Here is a 17,265-nt window from a genome sequence, read left to right as displayed (position 1 = left end):
AAACTATTCGTCGATAGATACGCCCCACTCAGAAGCCGGAGATCCATCAATTTCCAAGCCATAGCGGCGGATTTGTATGGCCATGTGAGGACGTCCTTCATTGATTTCCAAATCAGCCAAGGCAGAGAGTGCATTAGAGCCATCCATCTCGGTGTGACCACGATTTAAGGCTGACATTATATAGTTTCTCGCCTTCTCAGAGTCTCCGACGGCGTGCCATGCCTTCGCCAACATTAAAAGTGCATCGGTATTACCGCTTTGCGCCTGATCTAGGAATAGATCCACGGCCCACTTAAAAGACTTCTCGCTGGTCTTGATGGCTTCAATCAGCTGATCTCCAGCTTCTGTACGCTCCTTCTCGGCGGTGCGCATGTTTTCTGTCGCTGCCCTAAGATTGCCAAATGACTTATCCATCTCCTCCACGCTCTCCCAATTCTGCCTGAGTAAATCCCTTAGCTCCTCTTCGTAGCGCGAGAGATCTAAGTCGGCCAACGATTCTTTGGAAGACAGCTCGAATGCTCGTTCCAGAAGGCGGAGTGCGTGGCCTTTGTTTTGTCCAGGGTCAGTAAGGTAAATGGCAATCCTAACCGCTAGTGCGCTATCGCCTGCTTCATTCAATATGCGAGCAGCGGCCCCTAGATCACCGTGATCCTTCTCAATCTGCGCTAGATATAGCCAGGCATCGTCGAGCCCCTGGTCGGCCGCATGGCGGAAGAGTTTTCTCGCCTCGTCTATCGCGCCAGCGTCTCTTCGATGCTCAGCCACGGAAAGGAGTGCCTCAAGCTCTCCACAGTCTGCAGCCTTCAAGTACACGAGGGCCGCATATTTCAATCGACCTCGTATCTGAGCCTCGTATGCCAAGTCCAGCAGACCGCTGACATCACGCAAATGTTTAGCTGATGAGGCCCAAAAACTCGCAGGCGGGACTTCCTCTCGCCGTATAATCCGTCCAGCTTCATCTAAATAGTCAGCCAACTCATACGTTGCCTTGCTGTTTGGACCCTCCTTCCTTAAACGGAGAGGGCCAGACACTCCAAGGCAGGGCCGTCTTGATTGTTTCACCGCTTTCTTGAACCAACTATTTTTGGCACCAGCCCAGGTATCCTCATGGACGTATCCTTGCACCGCATCTCGAAGGAATTCTTCGGAGATCGACCCCTTGTATCCAAACCTGTGCACATCCATCATTACATGAATAACATTCCGTGCTATTGCAGGCAATGTCTCATATCGATTAATCAGCTCTAGCGCCCCTGCCAAGAATTGAGTAACACGCCTATTTCCTTTTGCTGCCGCCGCCTCCAATCGCTGATCGTCGGACGCTTTTCTATTCAATTGCCAAAGTTCTTCCTCCGAAAATTCCTCCGGGACGAGGATGTGATGCCCAGCCAGAAGCGCCCTGGCTTGTGGATGAAGGTCGGGCTTTGCGGGACCCGGTCGGACCGTGAGAATGTCCCAGTATTCAGGCCAACATGAGCCAATAACCAGTACTGGGCCCCGGTCAGGGTCTCTAATCAACTCTCTTAGCTCGGCAGCGATCTCCTCACCTAACTCTGGGGGAGATGGATTTAGATAGAATTGGATCTCGTTTAGCCACAAGATAGTGTGTGGCGATATCTGTCTATTTCGAAGGGCCTTCAGTAGCGCTTCATGTCTGCTGGGGGCCAGAGGATGCCACACGCGCCAATGCTTTCCGATTGACCTGATGGCTTCCCAACATGCCCGTGTCTTGCCGGTGGAGGAGCCTCCGACCAAGACGCATACCGAACTATGCTTCGTAGCCTCGGTGACGATGGCTTGCAGCCTATGATCATGCTGTCGTATTACGTATAGCGGGAGAGCCGGTGGGACGTTAAGCGTTGCTGTATTTATCTCAATCGAGGGATGAACCTCGAGCTCAATTGGATTTACTGAATCGACCGAAAGCCCCAATGTGCCGTTGCCTACTCTATGCTTAACATTGTCCACCGGCGATTCTTTGGCTATAGTCCAGAGAACTTCCCACGCTTCGATGCTGTAGAGATCCTGATCGCTTTCAGGAAGACTTTTCCGCGCCTGGGCTATGTTGATGAGAACTCGGAGGATGGATTTCAATTCACCGAAAGAGTTCGGAACATTCTCTCCGGTCTTCCAGGCGCTGATGCGTTTACCAGTTGGTCGTCGGGCTGTTTCTGCGTAACGGGCTGCAGTGCGCGCAACTGAGTCAAGTAGAGGCGTTCCGGCAAGCTTCCATAACTTATCTAAGCGGCTAGCCAGCATGGACCGTGGATCCTGGATGCTCCCGTCCTGGCTCAACAAGGCCCTTCCCCTCCAGCGACCCACCCTGACCCGGACCGGTCCGGACCGGATACCTCGCATAGCATCCTTGACCTGAGGACTTGTGCGCAACCGGCTTGGCCGGGATGGCAGGACGGTACTGAATGAGGCCTACTGGGCTTGTGCGCCAGCCTCCCGGCCGGCCAACGTACAGGGGAGTGGACTCCAGTGTCAGCGCTAGCAAGTGCCGCATATATCAGCAGCGTTGTAGGACTCGTATACAGCTGTCTCGTAGGGGCCATGGCTGTAGTCGGCGTCGTATCTCGTAGCGCGCAACGACGCCGCGACGCTCGTCAGACCCTCAGGATCCTGCTCAGGAGAGATAACGAAACTAATAGCCGGAGCGAACGTCGAGAAGAACCTTGCTCGTAGCTCGCTGTGGGAGTGCTCAGGGTAGATGCAACTGGGGCTGGTGATGCAGGGGGGCACCGAATTGTTGCGGTGGTGCTGGATCCATGGGGCAAGATCGTAAAAGAGGGGCATTGCAGTGATCAAATTAATGGGGAGGGGCGGCGCCCCTGTCCACGATCTTTCCCCTCCGTCTCCTCTCTTACGATCTTGGAGGGGTCCCCATGGATTCGGCTCCGAAACAATTCGGTGACCCCCGGAACCGGCCGTCTCGCCGTGCGGCCCCTGCATCCTCGGTGCAGCCTGTGAGTGTTCTCCGCCCCCTTGTCGTCGCGGACGCGCGTGGGCTGTGCGGTGGCCGCTGGCGGTTCCTGCCTTGTGGTGGGAGACCTGAGGAACGCGGAGCGGAGCATGCTCCATGTCGCCTATGTTCCGTCCCCTGCTCACGGTGTGCCGCTGGTCGGCACGCGCGCCGCCGCGGGCGGGACCGGCCGAAGAGCCGCAGCCCGCCCGCGAGCGGGCGCGCAGGGGCCAGCCTCCTGCCGCGTCTTTCCCCAGTGGTGGTGTGCGTGGCGGCAAGGGCAGGAGTAGAAAGGGCGGGGCTTGGGTGGCCGGCGCCTGCCTCCGTAAGGCTTCTCGGCATCCCGAACGGGTCTGCGCCGTGGAGAAGTGCTCGGTCTGGCCTGGGACTGCGTGGATCTCGTAGGCGAACAGCTCTGGATCTCACGCCAGCTCACCAGAGTGGGCGGTCAACTCCTCCACCGCGATACGACCAAGACCGAAGGCTCAACGGCCTCTCTGCCGCTCTTCGGTCTGTGTGTCTCGGCTCTCCGGCACCGTAAGAGCGTCCAGGAGGGGGCGCGCAAGGCTGCCGGGGAAGAGTGGAAGGACTCAGACCTAGCGTTCACGACTCGGACGGGTACGCCCATCGAGCCGCGCAATTTCAACCGGGCCTTCGAGAGCCACTGCCGCCGGGCAGGTGTCCCTCGCATCCGCGTCCACGACACCCGGCACACCTGTGCCTCGCTCCTGGCCGCCCTCGACGTCCACCCGCGTGTGGCGATGCGCATCATGCGCCACTCGCAGATCTCGATGACCATGGATGTCTACACCCAGATTCCCAGCCCGGAAACCCGTAAGGCGCTTGACAGGCTCAATCAGAGCCTCGACCGCTCAAGCGAAGCGTAACTAATCTTTCGTTGCCACAAAAGGCCCTTTGGGATCAACCTAAAGGGCCTTTTGTGCGTGTACGGCCTCTTCTTGTAGCCGAAGAGATATGCCGGACTGACTACGGTGACCATTTCGCTTTTCGTTGTTTGTGATTCAAAGGAATAGGGCTTCCCGGCGAGTCGCCAGTTCACTTTCGGCCGAACGTAGCGGAGGGCGAATGACGCACCCTGTGAATTGTGAACGGGCCAAGGGGCATCACTGCGGATGTTCCGCGTGCGGTGGGGCACAGCACGGCTGGACCTACGGCCTCATACTGGCTCGCGACCCCTCTCCCGTTGCTCGTCAAGAGGCGAGAGACCGCAGCGACTCCGACTGGGTCGCAACCCGACCTCCCAGAGGGCGACGAGAGCCATCCAAGCGGAGAAAGGCAGCCGCTACCGATAGTGCCACAGTCGATCTCGTTGATTGGCTATCCGAAAACCCAAGCACTATCGAACGCATCCAGGAAGTCGGAGACATCCTTGCCGGCCCTGTAATCGAGGAGCTGGACAAGAGGTTCGGCGGCACCAAGCCACGAGAGTCCAGAAGACAGTTTACAGATCATTTCTGGTGTGACCTCCTCGTCGCCATGGCCGAGGCCATCGAGAAGTTCTCGAAAGCCATGGACCAAATACCGGAGTACGTGACGACGGTCATCATGCAGTCCCGAGAGGCCGAGCGTCGCAGCCCTCTCCTCGAAGCGCTGGTGGGTCTTGCCGTACGGACGGCGTGGGAGCCCATCAAGAGCATGATTCACACGACCGGGATCGAGGAGCTTCAACGGACGTGCCGGATCCTCGCCGTCCTGATCTGTCCGGCACCCGAGGATCACAAGGCCGTTCAGGACGGTGCCCTTCTTCCCTTGGCGAAGGAGGGGATGTTGGAGATCAGCAGAGAGCGGCTTGAGCAGGTCTTCCCCGCAGACTGGGTTCACCATCTCCGGGAGGGCCTCGGCGGTTCCTGAGCAAGCTGCTGGCTTCCGCGCCCGTGAACGGACCGATCGTCAAGCGCTTCGCCAGGCGTCGGTGATGCAGGACTCCTCGAAGTGCCACCAGCCGTCCATTTTGCCGCGCGTCAGCAGCGTGTTTATCTGCCCGAGGTCTGCGTCAGCCGGCACGGTGAGCGCAACTAGGGGGCGCTGCGGATGATTCGGGCCGCGGTGACGGCGCCGTCCTGCAGACCTCGATCGGCGAGCATCTCGCCGTACTCGCCGTTCTTGATCAGTGCGTTGAGCGCTTTCACGATCGCGTCGCGTAGCGCGGGTTTGGCGCTGTCGACGGCCATGACGAGGGGGACGTCCTCGGTCAGATCGGCTTTCGAGAGATGGAACTCGCCCTTGGAGTCCCGCGCACGGTCGACGGCCCATGGAAGGCTGGTGACATATGCGTCCAACCTGCCGTTTTTCATGGCCGGCTTGATGGGATTCGGGCCGCACTTTTCGTAAGTCGTCTTCTCCACCAGGTCCTCGTAGCTGTCCATCGAGATGCTCATGCCGCAGAGGTCGGCTTTGGAGCGGATGCGCTGAGCGGTCTTCCACGTGGCGTAGACCGCGAATCCGATGTCGAAGTAGTGGATGAGGTCGAGTTTCTGCTCGGCGGGAAATGTGCTCGGCAGGGCCACATCGAACCGCGCGGTCTCCTCTCCGTCTCGGTTCAGCACCCCGTCGATCATCTGGCTTGGCGTCGAGACGCTGATGATCTCTACCTTCAGGCCGAGCCGGTCACCGAGGGCGAGGGCCAGGTCCGGGTCGAGGCCGGTTGGGTTGGCGCCGTGGGAACCGTCCTCAGCGGAATAGATTCCCGGCTGGTCCACGGCGGTGCCATCGTATACAGCGACTTTGAGGGTGCCGGGTCGCAAGAGGCCGAGCTTGTTCTGGGCGGCGGGTTTGTGACCGCCGGTCGATGCTTTCTGTGAATTGTTCACGAAGTAGATCGTGGTCGCGACCAGCACCGTGGTCAGTACTGCGGCTCCGGCGGCGAGCCAGGCGCGCTTACGGCGGGGCGAGCGGGGAAGTGTGGGCGGGGGGTGAACTTCCGGTTCCGTGACGGCGGGTGGCGTGGGCCGGTCCGGTTCAGGCAGTAAGCGGGTGCGGACCGTGCCGTCGTCCGCGATGGCGGCCAGCATCGCGTCGAGCCGCTCGACCGTGGGCCGCGCCGCCGGATCGGCTACGAGGAGCTCCCGCAGTACGGGGGCCAGAGCGTCGGCCCGGACCGGCGGTGGCACCACGCCGTCGATGACCGCCGCCATGGTGGCCAGTGCGGTCGGCCGGCGCATCGGGCTGTGGCCCTCTACGCAGACGTACAGCATGATGCCCAGTGACCACAGATCCGAGGCGGGGACGTCGTCCCTGCCCCGGATGCGTTCCGGGGCGAGATACTCGGGCGTGCCGATGAGCTCGCCGGTCGCGGTCAGCGGCACGGACCGGGCCACGGTGTCGGCGGAGCCGATCCGCTGGAGGGCGGCGATGCCGAAGTCGGTGAGAACCGCGCTGCCGTCAGGGCGCAGCAGCACGTTGGCGGGCTTCACGTCACGATGGCAGATGCCTGCGGCGTGCGCGGTACGCAGCGCGGAAAGGACCTGGTGGCCGATGCGGGCGGCCTCCTGTGGTTCCAGCCGCGTCCTTTCCTCCAGCCGGTCTGCCAGGCTGCCGCCGGGCACCAGTTCCATCACCAGCCAGGGGTAGGAACCCGCACCCTCCTCAACGATGTGATGAATTGTCACCACGTGCGGATTGCTGATCCGCGCCAGCGCGCGGGCCTCCCGCAGCACCCGCTCCCGCAGCACCCGGGAAGCCTCCGCGTCCTGGACGAGATCAGGAGCCAGCGGACTGACCTGCTTGACCGCGACCTCGCGATGCAGCGCCAGGTCACGCGCCCGCCACACGGTGCCCATCCCGCCGCTGCCCAGCCGCTCCACCAACTCAAAGCGTCCGTCAAGGACTTGCCCGCCAACGCCATCGATCACATTCGCAGGCTAACGCTTCTTGATGTTGTCGGCAGCAACTGAGAATTTCTCGTGCGCCCAGCAGAGCAGGAGGTGAAGCCGTGACGTATCGGTGGATCTTGTTGTTCGTAAGCTCGTCGTCGCTTGCTGGCGGAAGTCCGGTCCGGGTAGCTGCCAGGAGGCCCGGTAGCAGGCTGGCGGTTCCGTCTGGAAACGGGCGGGGCCGAAGCCCAGCGTCAAAAGCCCTGATGGGGGAGCGACGGTGCGGTCCGTAGCATGAAGCGAAGCCTGCGGCGTCGTTACTCAGCCTGCCTCTGGGCGAGACGAGGGAGTGCCGAGCCTCTCGAAATCGGGGCGAAGGCCATGGACGCGGTGAAGATCCTGGAAGTACAGTCGTTAAGGACTCTCCGGCGTATGGGGCGCGGAACGCATCGAGAGTGGCGGCGGGAACTGGGGAGGCCCTCCCCGGCCGGTGACCTGCGGAGACATGTCATTGGAGTGGTGCGCCCTATAACCGATGATCTCGGGAAGTGGGTGGTGAGCCGGGTAGGCGTCGGAGGCGGCCGTAGTACTGTTTGAGCCGATCGGACAACACAGCCGGCGGTGAGGGAAGGGCCACTACTTCGTCGATCCCTCTCGCCCAGACCCGTGCCCAGGCCAACGCCGCCACCGTCGCGGGCAAGGCCGCCGGCTGACCATTTTCTTGTTCTTCCTCGGCAAAGCGCCTGGTCCGCCGCTGAGAGGAGCGGGTCAAGATGGAGCTCCCGCAGACGAAGCCGAGGACGAACGATCTTGACCCGGGACGAGCAGTGGCCATCCTCATCGCGTCGAGGAAGAACACCAGGCGCAGCTGGGTGTCGAGACTGCTGTCACCCGCTATAGGCGATTGCGTTAGCGCAGGTCGAGAGATCTGCCCCAGGAAGCGCACCTGTTTGGGATCATCAACACCAAGCGGCAAAGATCTCTACGCGGAAGCGGTGCCATGGCCGACCCCCTGCCCGACGGCGATCCGACCCACATCGGCCCCTACCGGCTGCACGCGCGGCTCGGCGGGGGCGGCATGGGACAAGTGTTCCTGGGCCGCTCCCCGGGCGGGCACCTGGTGGCCGTGAAGGTGGTGCGCCCCGAACTGGCCGACGACACCCACTTCCGGCGGCGCTTCGCCGCCGAGGTGGAGGCCGCCCGCAAGGTCGGCGGCTTCTATACCGCCCAGGTCGTGGACGCCGACACCGACGCCGCCCGGCCGTGGCTGGCCACCGCCTACATCCCCGGCCCCTCCCTGCATCAGGCCATCGACGACCACGGGCCGCTCCCCCTGGAGTCGGCCGCGGTATTGGGAGCCGGGCTGGCCGAAGGGCTCGGCGCCGTACACGCCTGCGGGGTGGTGCACCGCGACCTCAAACCCGCCAACGTCATTCTCGCCGAGGACGGACCCCGTCTGATCGACTTCGGCATCGCCCGCGCCCTGGACGCCACCAGCCACACCCAGACCTCCACCGTGCTGGGTACCGCCGCGTTCATGTCCCCCGAACAGGCCACGGCCCAGAAGGTCGGCCCTGCCTCGGACGTGTTCTCGCTCGGCTGCGTGCTGGCCTTCGCCGCGACCGGCCACAGCCCTTTCGGAAGGGGCCCCGTTCACGCGGTTCTCTTCCGGGTGGTGCACGCCGACCCCGACCTGCACGGAGTGCCCGCCCCACTGGCCGCTCTGGTAGCGGCCTGCCTGGCCAAGGACCCCGCCGCCCGGCCCGGCCTGGAGCAAGTGCTGACCCACCTCACCGCGCTCGGTTCGCCCGGCCATGGGCGGTGGCTGCCTGAGGCGCTCACCCAGGTCATCGCCGAACGCCGAACCCTGGCGCTGACCGCCGCCGAACACCCCGTCGGCGGCACGGACGGTGACGGCCCCCGAACGATGGCACCACCACCGCCCGGCCACGCGGGCCAGCCGCTGTCACCGCAGCCCTTGCTGGTCGACGAACGCCGCCGCGGGCACGGCGGCGGCCCGCTCGACAGCCATCGGAACGCCGTCTACTGGATGCTCGCCCTCTTCACCCTGATATCCGTGCTCACGGCCGTCCACCAGCTCGCCGCGTCTAAGTGGGGATACGCAGCCTTCACCACCAATATCAAGGAGAGACCATGGGAGCCGATCGCACTGTTGCTGTGGTGTGCCCAGGTGGTCTCCGGGGCGGGGCTAGTGGTGGCTTGGCTGCTCTGGTTTTTTCGCGTACGCCAGGTCGCCGAGGAGTTCACGCCCGGGCGACTGCGATATCGCCCATCCATGGCGGTGATCGGCTGGTTCATACCGGTGGGGAATCTCTTCTTGCCCAAGCAGGTCGCTGACGATGTCTGGCACGCCTCCAGCCTGCCTGGTCAGGAACGGACGATGGCTCCCGTCGGTGTACTGCACACGTGGTGGGCCTTCTGGCTGGTTACTCTCCTGACCTGGCCCATCTTTTGGGCTCCGTGGTGGCAGTTGACCTTCATGGGCTGGCGGAACAGCTCCTACTTCGGGCTGGGTTTCTTTATCAGCCTGGCCCTGCACGTGCTGGTAGCACCAACGGTGGTCGTCACCGCCGTCTACGTCCGCCGCCTGTCCGCCATGCAGGCGGCGAAGCTCGACGGCTGACTGCTGGGCACGGCGCCTCTGTGCGCCCCGACAGGATATGGTCCTCTACCGCGTCGGTCTTACAACCGTCATCCGCTCGGATATGCCTCCCAGTTGACCAGCGTGCGCTGGGTCGAACAGCTGGGAGAACGCGACCGCGTCGTCGCTTTACAGGCCCGAGGGTGCTGTCACTTCTCATCGACACTCCGGGGCCGGATCGGCTCTGGGTGCTGTCGGAACTGAGGATCTGGCGCAAAGTCCGTGAAGCGATGACGATATGTGATCGCTTCACGGACTTTGCGCCAGATCCACTCCTCATCGGCAAAATCAGGAATCCGGCAGAAGTGACGCCAGCTGATGGACTCGGCGACCTTCCGGCACAGCGATTCATAGCCCAGCTGGTAACGGTGCTTGAGATACAGCAATCGCACCAGGCTGGCAACGGGCACCGACGGGTGGCCCAGCCGGGCGTGAAACATGCTCCGCCACGGCGCGATGAACCGCTCATCATCGAGGTAGGCGTCGATCTGGGCCAACTCCTGCGGCAGTCGCGTCACCTCCTCCGGCAACAGCGCCTCCCATAACGCGATCTGTTGTCCCGAGACCCGCAGCACCGGCCACCACCCTGGCGGAAACGACACTGACGTCATTCTCAACTCGTTAGGCCTCCACGCGCTGTGATTGCCGAGGTCGGAAGCACTTACCCCGGAGACTTCTTCAGGAGCAAGTAGCTAGGGCCCGGCCGCGAGGGCGATCCCCGCAGATTGATCACGACTCGATGCGTGCCCTAGGGGAAGCTCCGTGCTGAAGGACGCCCCGTCCTGGCCGAACGGGGCCAACTGCTCGTGCACGGGCTGCGCGCTTCGTCCCAGCGGTCCATCGGGCACCGGCAGGACTCGGATCGTGCAGTTGCCCGACGCTTCCACCCGCTCACAGGCCCAGTGAAGACCGTCGTCGTCGGTGATGAAGCGCACCACGTCGCCCTCGGCGACCCCGTCCTGCAGGAACGGGATGTTCGCCACACGGGCGGTGTCGCGGCTCAAGCGCGTGGCCCAGAGCCCTTCGGTGTCGTAGGGAAGCCAGCCTTCCCGAGGTACGAACTGAAACCACACCTTGATCAGGCCGGGCTCTGGGGGAAGGCGTTCGGAGGGGGTGTGAGATCCATGTCCACATGATCGCGCAGGCTGACGAGTGCCCATGAATAAAGCTGGTCGCGATACGCCTGAAGCGGGTCCGGAGTCCGCACTGGAGTGCCGGCATGATTGGTTCGAGAAGATCACGCTGATCTTGGCCGACGGCGGGTATGCGGGCACGCTGGTGGCCTGGCTCAGGCAGCATCTCCAAGTGGCGTTGGAGATCGTCAAGCACCGCGACGCCCCTACGGGGTTCGTCGTCTTCGTTGTCTGTAGGAGACCGGCTGCGTGGGCCTGCGTCGCTGTACAACACTGCTGTACGGCCGCGAAAAAGGCCCTCTGGGATCATCCCGGAGGGCCTTTGAGCTGGGTGCGGCCGGAGGTACTCGAAACCCCAACCTTCTGATCCGTAGTCAGATGCTCTATCCATTGAGCTACGGCCGCTCGCTGCGTAAGCAAGCATAGCGGGTTCTGCGGAGTGCCTCGAACCATATACGGCAACCATGGGCTCGTCCTGGTCCCTCTCGCATGGCCAAGGAGCCGGGAGAGGGTGGTCGGAGGCGTTTTGAGCAGGCCGGACACGGAGTCGGCGGGGGTCTGGGCGCTGGGTGGGGTGGTTGGGAGGTGATCCTGACGATGGCGGGGGACCGCGTGGTGGTTGTGGATACATCGAAGGGTGTATCCACAGGCGGGTCCTTCGCAGGAGGGAAGTGGCCGCCCGGGGTGGTGAGATGGGGGCATGAAGCGGGAGGCGCTGGGAGCCGGGGTGGCCTTCGCGATGGGGGTGGTCCTCATCGCGGGCGGGGCCGTCCTGCAACGTGGGGTGTCCACCTGGGTCTTGTGTGTGCCGCTGGCGATCACCTGTGCCGGGGTCGTGGTGCGGCAGCGGGCGCCGCTGGCTTCGCTGGGGCTGGGGGTTGCGGCGGTCGCGATCGACGCCTTTGTGGGGCCGTCGTTGGCGACGGTGCTGATTTTCACCGACAACCTCTATGCGGCCGCGCTTTACGGGCCGGCTCGCTTTGCTCGGTGGTTGCTCTTCATCACCGCTGCGCTGGCGGTTGCGGCCGGGGCCGTGGCCGGGCTCTTCGCCGAGGACTGGCGGATGCTCGCCGTCATGGGGGTGCAGGCGGGGCTGGTGCTGGTCACTCCCGTCACCACTGCGCTGGTTCTGCGGGAGCAGCGGGATCGGGCGGCGGCGGAGCGGGTACGCGCCGAGCAGGTGGCTCATCTGGCTGAGCTCGATCGGCAGGCGGCGGTCGCGGCCGAGCGCACCCGGATGGCGCGCGAGCTGCACGACATGATCGCGAACCATTTCAGTGCCATCGCCATCCAGTCCACCGCCGCGCTTTCCCGTAAGGATCTGGATGCGGCGACGGTCCGCAAGATCATGGAGTCCGTACGGGAGAACAGCGTGAAAGGGCTGGCCGAGATGCGGGCCATGATCGGGCTGTTGCGTCAGGAGGGTGACGATCCCGCGGAAGCCACGCGGCCTCGGCTGGCCGATGCGGAGACGTTGGTGGAAAGGGTCACGCGGGCCGGACTGGTCGCCGAGCTGCGAATCCAGGGGCTTCCTGGCGAACTGCCCGCCTCCGTTGATCTGGCCGGATATCGGATTCTGCAGGAGGCGCTCACCAATGCGCTCAAGCATGGCGACTCGCCTGTTCGGGCGGTCATTTCGTACGAGGTGGGGCGGGTCCTGGTGAGTGTGGAGAACGCGGTCGGCGGGCGTGGTGCGCGGTTGCCCGGGGCCGGGGCGGGGTTGATCGGCATGCGGGAGCGGGCCTCGTTGGTCGGCGGCTCCTTTGAGGCTGGGTCTTCGGGCGACGGTGATTTGTGGCGGGTGGTGGCCGTCCTTCCGACAGCCGACGATCAGGCTTTGCCGGTCGGCGGCTGGGATCGGGATCGGGAGCCGGTGGTGGGCTCTCGTGGAGAAGGGGAACGGTCCCCGTCTGTTCTGGAAGTACGGCCGGAGGGGGCGTGAGCCGATGACCACCAAGGTGCTGGTTGCCGACGATCATGCGGCCGTCCGGGCGGGAATCGTGCTGATCCTGGAAGGGGTCGACGATATCGAGGTCGTCGGTGAGGCCGGGGATGGGGAGCAGGCCGTGGCCATGGCCCGGGAGCTGCGGCCCGATGTGGTGTTGATGGACGTACGCATGCCGCGGCTCGACGGCATCTCCGCCACCCGGGAGCTGGCGGGCATCTGTGATGTGCTGATCCTCACCACGTTCGACCTCGATGAGTATGTTTTCGGAGCGCTGCGGGCGGGAGCCGCCGGATTCTTGTTGAAGAACACGGACGCCGACTCGCTGGTCGAGGCCGTGCGGCTGGTGGCGCGGGGAGACGGGCTGATCTCGCCCGGGGTCACGCGCAAGTTGATCGCGGCGTTCGCCGGACAGCTGCCGCGCCGGGAACCGGCGGCCGATCCGGGGAGCTTGACACCTCGGGAACGGGAGGTGCTGGCGTGCATCGGGCGGGGGCTGTCCAACGCCGAGATCGCCAGTGAGCTCGAGATGGCGGAGGCCACGACGAAGACGCATGTCAGCCGGGTTCTGAACAAGCTGGGGTTGAAGAGCCGGGTGCAGGCGGCGATTTACTACTCGGGGGAGGCGCTCTAGACAGAGCGGAATGCTGACACCCGGCTCGTTCTGGCCTATCTCGGACTTCTCGCCGCCGTAGCGGTCGTGGCGATCACCGTGTGACGGCCAGGAAGTCGACGACCGTCCACTCCTTGGCTCCCAAGGTCATCTTCTCGCTCTCACGCGGCTGCGCGTCCTGGTCCCAGAAGAGCATCCCGGAGGGGACGAACGACAGGTCGCCGGGCGATATGGGCGTGCCCAGCGTGCCGGGGAATCCATTTTACCGAGCCCTGCCGTCGCCCCGGGTCCGTCGGATCGACCGGTCGTGCGCACGTACCCCTCGGGGACGTGCTTGTTGCGCACGCGGGACCAGGCGTCGCCGAGGCGGGCCGGGCGCCTCCTGTACGAGATCGGCCGCGTCCTCGGAACTGCCGGACAGCACGTAGCCGTACCGGAGGAGCGCGTCGCCCCGGGCTCGGACGAACTCGTCGAAATCTTCCACGAACCCAGGGATCGATGAGGGCGCGTTACTGTTGCACGTGAAACGTGGCTTATTCGGCGGGGACGTACAGGCTGAGCGTCTCGGCGACGCAAGCGGGCCGCTTCTCGCCCTCGACCTCGATCGACATCTTCAGGTTGGACAGGTAGCCGGCCGGGGTGCCCTTGACGTCGAGCAGCTCGCCCACGGCCCTGATCCGGGCGCCGACGGGGATCGGCTTGGGGAAGCGGACCTTGTTGAGGCCGTAGTTGACCCCCATCGCGATGCCCTCGACCTTGACCATCTCGAACATGAACGACGGCAGCAGTGACAGGCTCAGGTAGCCGTGGGCGATCGTGCCCCCGAACGGCCCCTCCTTGGCCCGCTCCACGTCGACGTGGATCCACTGGTGGTCGTCGGTGGCGTCGGCGAAGAGGTTGACCTGTTCCTGGGTGACGGTGCGCCACTCGGTCGGGCCGAACTTCTCGCCGACGGCCGCTTTGAGCTCCTGAACATTCGCGAAGGTCCGCATGGTTCCGAACGCTATTGCGCGGGCGGGACGGCTGCCAAGTTCAGCACGTGGTACGTGTCGCGCTTGTCTCCCCAGTAGATGACCGTGCTGGGCTGGTTGAGCAGGCCGAGGGAGATCCACCTGCCGCTGATCGCGGCCGACCGGCCGGTCTCGGCATCGTAGACCCCGTTCTTGACAGCCACGAACCGGTCGAGGATCGGCGGCATCGAGAACGGCTTCGGACCGCCGAACCCGTCGAGCCTTCGCACCATGGAACCGTCGATCCGCTGGAGGAAACCGCCTGTCCCGTTACGGCCGAAGCACCAGCGGGGCCCGCAGCGCAGCCCCTTGGTCCCGGGCCGGACGGTCACGCTGAACGTGGCCCGGGACCGCAGATCGACGACCTTGGTCTGGTTGTGGTCGTCATCGGAGGCGCCCGGGAGCGCGTTGCCCCCCCACGGCCACGTGTCCAGGTACAGGCCGTCTCCGGTGAGGAGCCGCTCGGGGACGCCGCCCGTGAGGGGGATGTGCCACATTCGGGGTGTCTGGCCGGCGCGGCCGGGCCATTCCGACCAGACGATCCGGTCCCCGTCGACCGCGATCCCGCTGATGCCGCGGTCGCCGGACAGCGTGGTCACCAGCCTGGCCTTGCCGCCGGCCAGCGGTACCGTCCAGATTTCCATCCGGCCGTTGCTCGTGGCGGTCCTGTACCAGGCGACGTTCTTTCCGTCTGTGGTCACCATCGCCTCGGAGTAGCTCCGTGGCATGGGTAGGTCGGCGAGCACGCGGGACCTCTTGGCGGCGGAGTCGTACACCTCGATCCTGCTCGTCTTCCTCAGCGGTGACTTCGCCAGGAGCAGAACCTCTGTGGCGCTGGCGCCGGTGACCGGGTAGTAGTGCATGCCGTCGGCGCTCTTGGCGGGCATCGTGAAGACCGCCTCGGGCCAGAGTTTCTCCACCGGCATGGGCTCGGCCAGAAGCCGGTCGAGCGTCGCGGTGGGACGCGGGGGCGTGGCCACCTCGACCTTGCCCGCGCCGGAGAGAACGACGCCCCTCACCCCCACGCTCAGCACCACCACGGCGGCCGCGGCGGCGAGCATGTGCAGGCGTCGCCGGTTCCTGCGGTGCCGGCGGGCGGCGACGCCCGCCAGTAGATCGCCTTCGTGCGGGGCGCGCTCGGCCGCCGCTCGCAGCGCGTCCGCCAGTTCGTCCACTGTCCTCATGCCCGTCCCCTTTCGAGCACCGACGGGTTGACCCGCAGCGCGTTGAGCCCGCGGAACGCCTGGCTTCGCACGGTTCCGCGGGAGATGCCGAGGATCTCCGCTATCTCGTTGTCCGGTAGGTCCTCGTAGTAGCGCAGCACCAGGACGACCCGCTGTTTGCGGGGCAGCGCGGCCAGCTCTTTCCACAGCTCCCCGAAGGCGTGGTCGTCGGTGTACGAGCCCTCGGGGAGGTCGTCCGTCACGCGTTCCCGGCGTCGGCTGCGCCACCAGCTGATGTGCTGCCGAGTCATGATCGTTCGCACGTACGACTCGGGGTTCTCCTTGTTGCGGACCCTGCGCCAGGAGCCGCTCAGTTTGAGCAACGCCTCCTGCACGAGGTCGGCTGCGTCATCGGCGTTGCCGGTGAGCACGTAGCCGTACCTGAGCAGGGCCGAACCGCGCGTCCGGACGAAATCCTCGAACTCCACATCACCCAGACGCACGGGAGGGTCCGCACTGTTGCAAAGATCTTTTACTTGAAACCATCGCATGGGTGTTCGAGTCCGCGCTACAGTTCTAGGTACCGCAATCGAACAAGGGTTCGGCCTGGTGGGAAGGGGTGTGTCCGATGACGGTGCTCGCGACCGCCCCTGCTCGGACACGCCGTAGCACTTTCTTCCCAAATCTAAGACGGCCGCTATATCCGGCAATAAAGTCCGAGAGCGTGGACCCTGTGCGAAACCCCTACGCCCCCGGCGCCGGCCAGCGTCCCCCCGAGCTCGCCGGGCGCGACCGTGAGCTGCAGCAGTTCGAGGTCGTGCTGGAGCGGGTGGCCCGCGGCCGTCCCGAGCGCAGCATGGTCGTCACCGGCCTGCGGGGCGTCGGCAAGACCGTCCTGCTCAACACGTTCAAGTCCATGGCCATGCAGCGGCTGTGGGGCACGGGCAAGATCGAGGCCCGGCCCGACCAGTCGATCAGGCGTCCCGTGGCGGCCGCGCTGCACATGGCCATCCGCGAGCTGGCCCCGCGCCACCGCGCGCCCGAGCGCATCGAGGAGTTCCTCGGGGTGCTCAAGGCGTTCGCCATGCGCGATCCGGCGGCGGCCAAGGGCACCTCACACTGGTCGCCCGGCATCGAGGTGCCCGCCAGCCGCGGGCGCGCCGACTCCGGCGACCTGGAGATCGACCTCACCGAGCTGTTCGTCGACGCGGCGGGCGTGGCCACCGACCTGGCGGTGGGCATCGCGCTGTTCATCGACGAGATGCAGGACGTGCAGCCCGCCGACGTCTCCGCGCTCTGCGCCGCCTGCCACGAGCTGTCACAGTCGGGCGGGCCGCTGATCGTCGTGGGCGCCGGGCTGCCGCACCTGCCGAGCGTGCTGTCGGCCAGCAAGAGCTATTCCGAGCGGCTCTTCCGCTACGCGCGCATCGACAAACTCGACCGGGAGGCGGCCGATCTCGCGCTGATCCTGCCGGCGCGCGAGGAAGAGGTGGAGTTCACCCAAGAGGCCCTCGACGCTCTCTACGAGGCGGCCGACGGCTATCCCTACTTCGTGCAGGCGTACGGCAAGGTCGCCTGGGACCTCGCCCCGCGCAGCCCGATCACCATCGAAGACGTCAAGGTCTCCGCGCCGGAGGCCGAGGAGGAGCTCGCGGTCGGGTTCTTCGGCAGCCGCTACGAGCGGGCCACCCCGGCCGAGCGCGACTACATGCACGCCATGGCGCAGATCGGCGACGAGCCGGTCGCCACCGCGGAGGTGGCCGACGCCCTCGGGCGAAAGCCGTCCAGCCTCTCGCCCGCCCGTGACAGCCTCATCAAGAAAGGGCTCATCTACAGCGCCGAGCGTGGCCTGATCGCGTTCACGGTGCCGCACTTCGGGAAGTTCCTGCGCGCTCAGCCGGTCTGAGCGGCGCCCCTAGACCTCTATTGGGCTGTCTAGTG

At 64.8% G+C, this 17,265-nt stretch carries 14 protein-coding genes and 1 tRNA gene; 7 read left to right on the top strand and 8 right to left on the bottom strand.

The window, feature by feature from the left end; genetic code table 11:
- Positions 1–3: 3 nt before the first annotated feature.
- A complete protein-coding gene (locus ABN273_RS27810; RefSeq protein ID WP_349451973.1) occupies positions 4–2,094 on the bottom strand; it encodes a tetratricopeptide repeat protein in 2,091 nt (696 codons plus the stop codon).
- Between the two features lie 1,224 nt (positions 2,095–3,318).
- On the opposite strand from ABN273_RS27810, the gene ABN273_RS27805 reads away from it, so the two are divergent.
- Entirely contained in the window at positions 3,319–3,852 is a 534-nt protein-coding gene (locus tag ABN273_RS27805) for a site-specific integrase (RefSeq protein WP_349452165.1), read from the top strand.
- Between the two features lie 610 nt (positions 3,853–4,462).
- Positions 4,463–4,837, top strand: coding sequence for a hypothetical protein (locus ABN273_RS27800; protein ID WP_349451972.1), 375 nt, complete (start codon positions 4,463–4,465; stop codon positions 4,835–4,837).
- 164 nt (positions 4,838–5,001) lie between these two features.
- On the opposite strand, the gene ABN273_RS27795 is transcribed toward ABN273_RS27800, so the two are convergent.
- Positions 5,002–6,837 (bottom strand): serine/threonine-protein kinase, encoded by a 1,836-nt coding sequence (locus ABN273_RS27795; protein ID WP_349451971.1) that lies wholly within the window; start codon positions 6,835–6,837, stop codon positions 5,002–5,004.
- Between the two features lie 961 nt (positions 6,838–7,798).
- On the opposite strand from ABN273_RS27795, the gene ABN273_RS27790 reads away from it, so the two are divergent.
- Positions 7,799–9,442, top strand: coding sequence for a protein kinase domain-containing protein (locus ABN273_RS27790; protein ID WP_349451970.1), 1,644 nt, complete (start codon positions 7,799–7,801; stop codon positions 9,440–9,442).
- Between the two features lie 167 nt (positions 9,443–9,609).
- Here the strand turns inward: ABN273_RS27790 and ABN273_RS27785 are convergent, their stop codons facing one another.
- A complete protein-coding gene (locus tag ABN273_RS27785) occupies positions 9,610–10,035 on the bottom strand; it encodes a transposase (RefSeq protein WP_349451969.1) in 426 nt (141 codons plus the stop codon).
- Between the two features lie 117 nt (positions 10,036–10,152).
- On the bottom strand, positions 10,153–10,533 hold the full coding sequence (locus ABN273_RS27780) for a DUF4265 domain-containing protein (protein WP_349451968.1): 381 nt from the start codon (positions 10,531–10,533) through the stop codon (positions 10,153–10,155).
- 85 nt (positions 10,534–10,618) lie between these two features.
- Between ABN273_RS27780 and ABN273_RS27775 the strand changes: the two genes are divergently transcribed.
- A complete protein-coding gene (locus ABN273_RS27775) occupies positions 10,619–10,960 on the top strand; it encodes a hypothetical protein (RefSeq protein ID WP_349451967.1) in 342 nt (113 codons plus the stop codon).
- On the opposite strand, the gene ABN273_RS27770 is transcribed toward ABN273_RS27775, so the two are convergent.
- Positions 10,926–10,998: transfer RNA gene (locus ABN273_RS27770), tRNA-Arg, on the bottom strand. The genes ABN273_RS27775 and ABN273_RS27770 overlap by 35 nt on opposite strands.
- A gap of 295 nt (positions 10,999–11,293) precedes the next feature.
- Between ABN273_RS27770 and ABN273_RS27765 the strand changes: the two genes are divergently transcribed.
- Positions 11,294–12,535: a sensor histidine kinase gene (locus ABN273_RS27765; RefSeq protein ID WP_349451966.1), complete on the top strand. Its 1,242-nt coding sequence runs from the start codon at positions 11,294–11,296 to the stop codon at positions 12,533–12,535.
- A gap of 4 nt (positions 12,536–12,539) precedes the next feature.
- On the top strand, positions 12,540–13,172 hold the full coding sequence (locus tag ABN273_RS27760; RefSeq protein ID WP_349451965.1) for a response regulator: 633 nt from the start codon (positions 12,540–12,542) through the stop codon (positions 13,170–13,172).
- A 512-nt stretch (positions 13,173–13,684) separates the two neighbouring features.
- On the opposite strand, the gene ABN273_RS27755 is transcribed toward ABN273_RS27760, so the two are convergent.
- From ABN273_RS27755 to ABN273_RS27745, 3 genes are read right to left on the bottom strand one after another with little or no spacing between them, the layout of a single operon-like run.
- Positions 13,685–14,143: a MaoC family dehydratase gene (locus ABN273_RS27755; RefSeq protein WP_349451964.1), complete on the bottom strand. Its 459-nt coding sequence runs from the start codon at positions 14,141–14,143 to the stop codon at positions 13,685–13,687.
- An 11-nt stretch (positions 14,144–14,154) separates the two neighbouring features.
- Positions 14,155–15,345, bottom strand: coding sequence for a TolB family protein (locus ABN273_RS27750; RefSeq protein ID WP_349451963.1), 1,191 nt, complete (start codon positions 15,343–15,345; stop codon positions 14,155–14,157).
- Positions 15,342–15,827 (bottom strand): SigE family RNA polymerase sigma factor, encoded by a 486-nt coding sequence (locus tag ABN273_RS27745; protein ID WP_349451962.1) that lies wholly within the window; start codon positions 15,825–15,827, stop codon positions 15,342–15,344. Before ABN273_RS27745 ends, ABN273_RS27750 begins: the two co-directional genes overlap by 4 nt.
- Positions 15,828–16,048: 221 nt before the next feature.
- Here ABN273_RS27745 and ABN273_RS27740 point away from each other — a divergent pair, with 221 nt between their 5' ends.
- Positions 16,049–17,230 (top strand): DUF8462 domain-containing protein, encoded by a 1,182-nt coding sequence (locus ABN273_RS27740; protein ID WP_349451961.1) that lies wholly within the window; start codon positions 16,049–16,051, stop codon positions 17,228–17,230.
- Positions 17,231–17,265 lie beyond the last annotated feature (35 nt).

It is taken from the genome of Nonomuraea sp. B19D2 (assembly GCF_040137845.1).
Taxonomy (GTDB): Bacteria; Actinomycetota; Actinomycetes; order Streptosporangiales; family Streptosporangiaceae; genus Nonomuraea.
The sequence above is the reverse complement of the archived record's forward strand: the minus strand, read 5'-3'. Positions and strand labels throughout refer to the sequence as shown.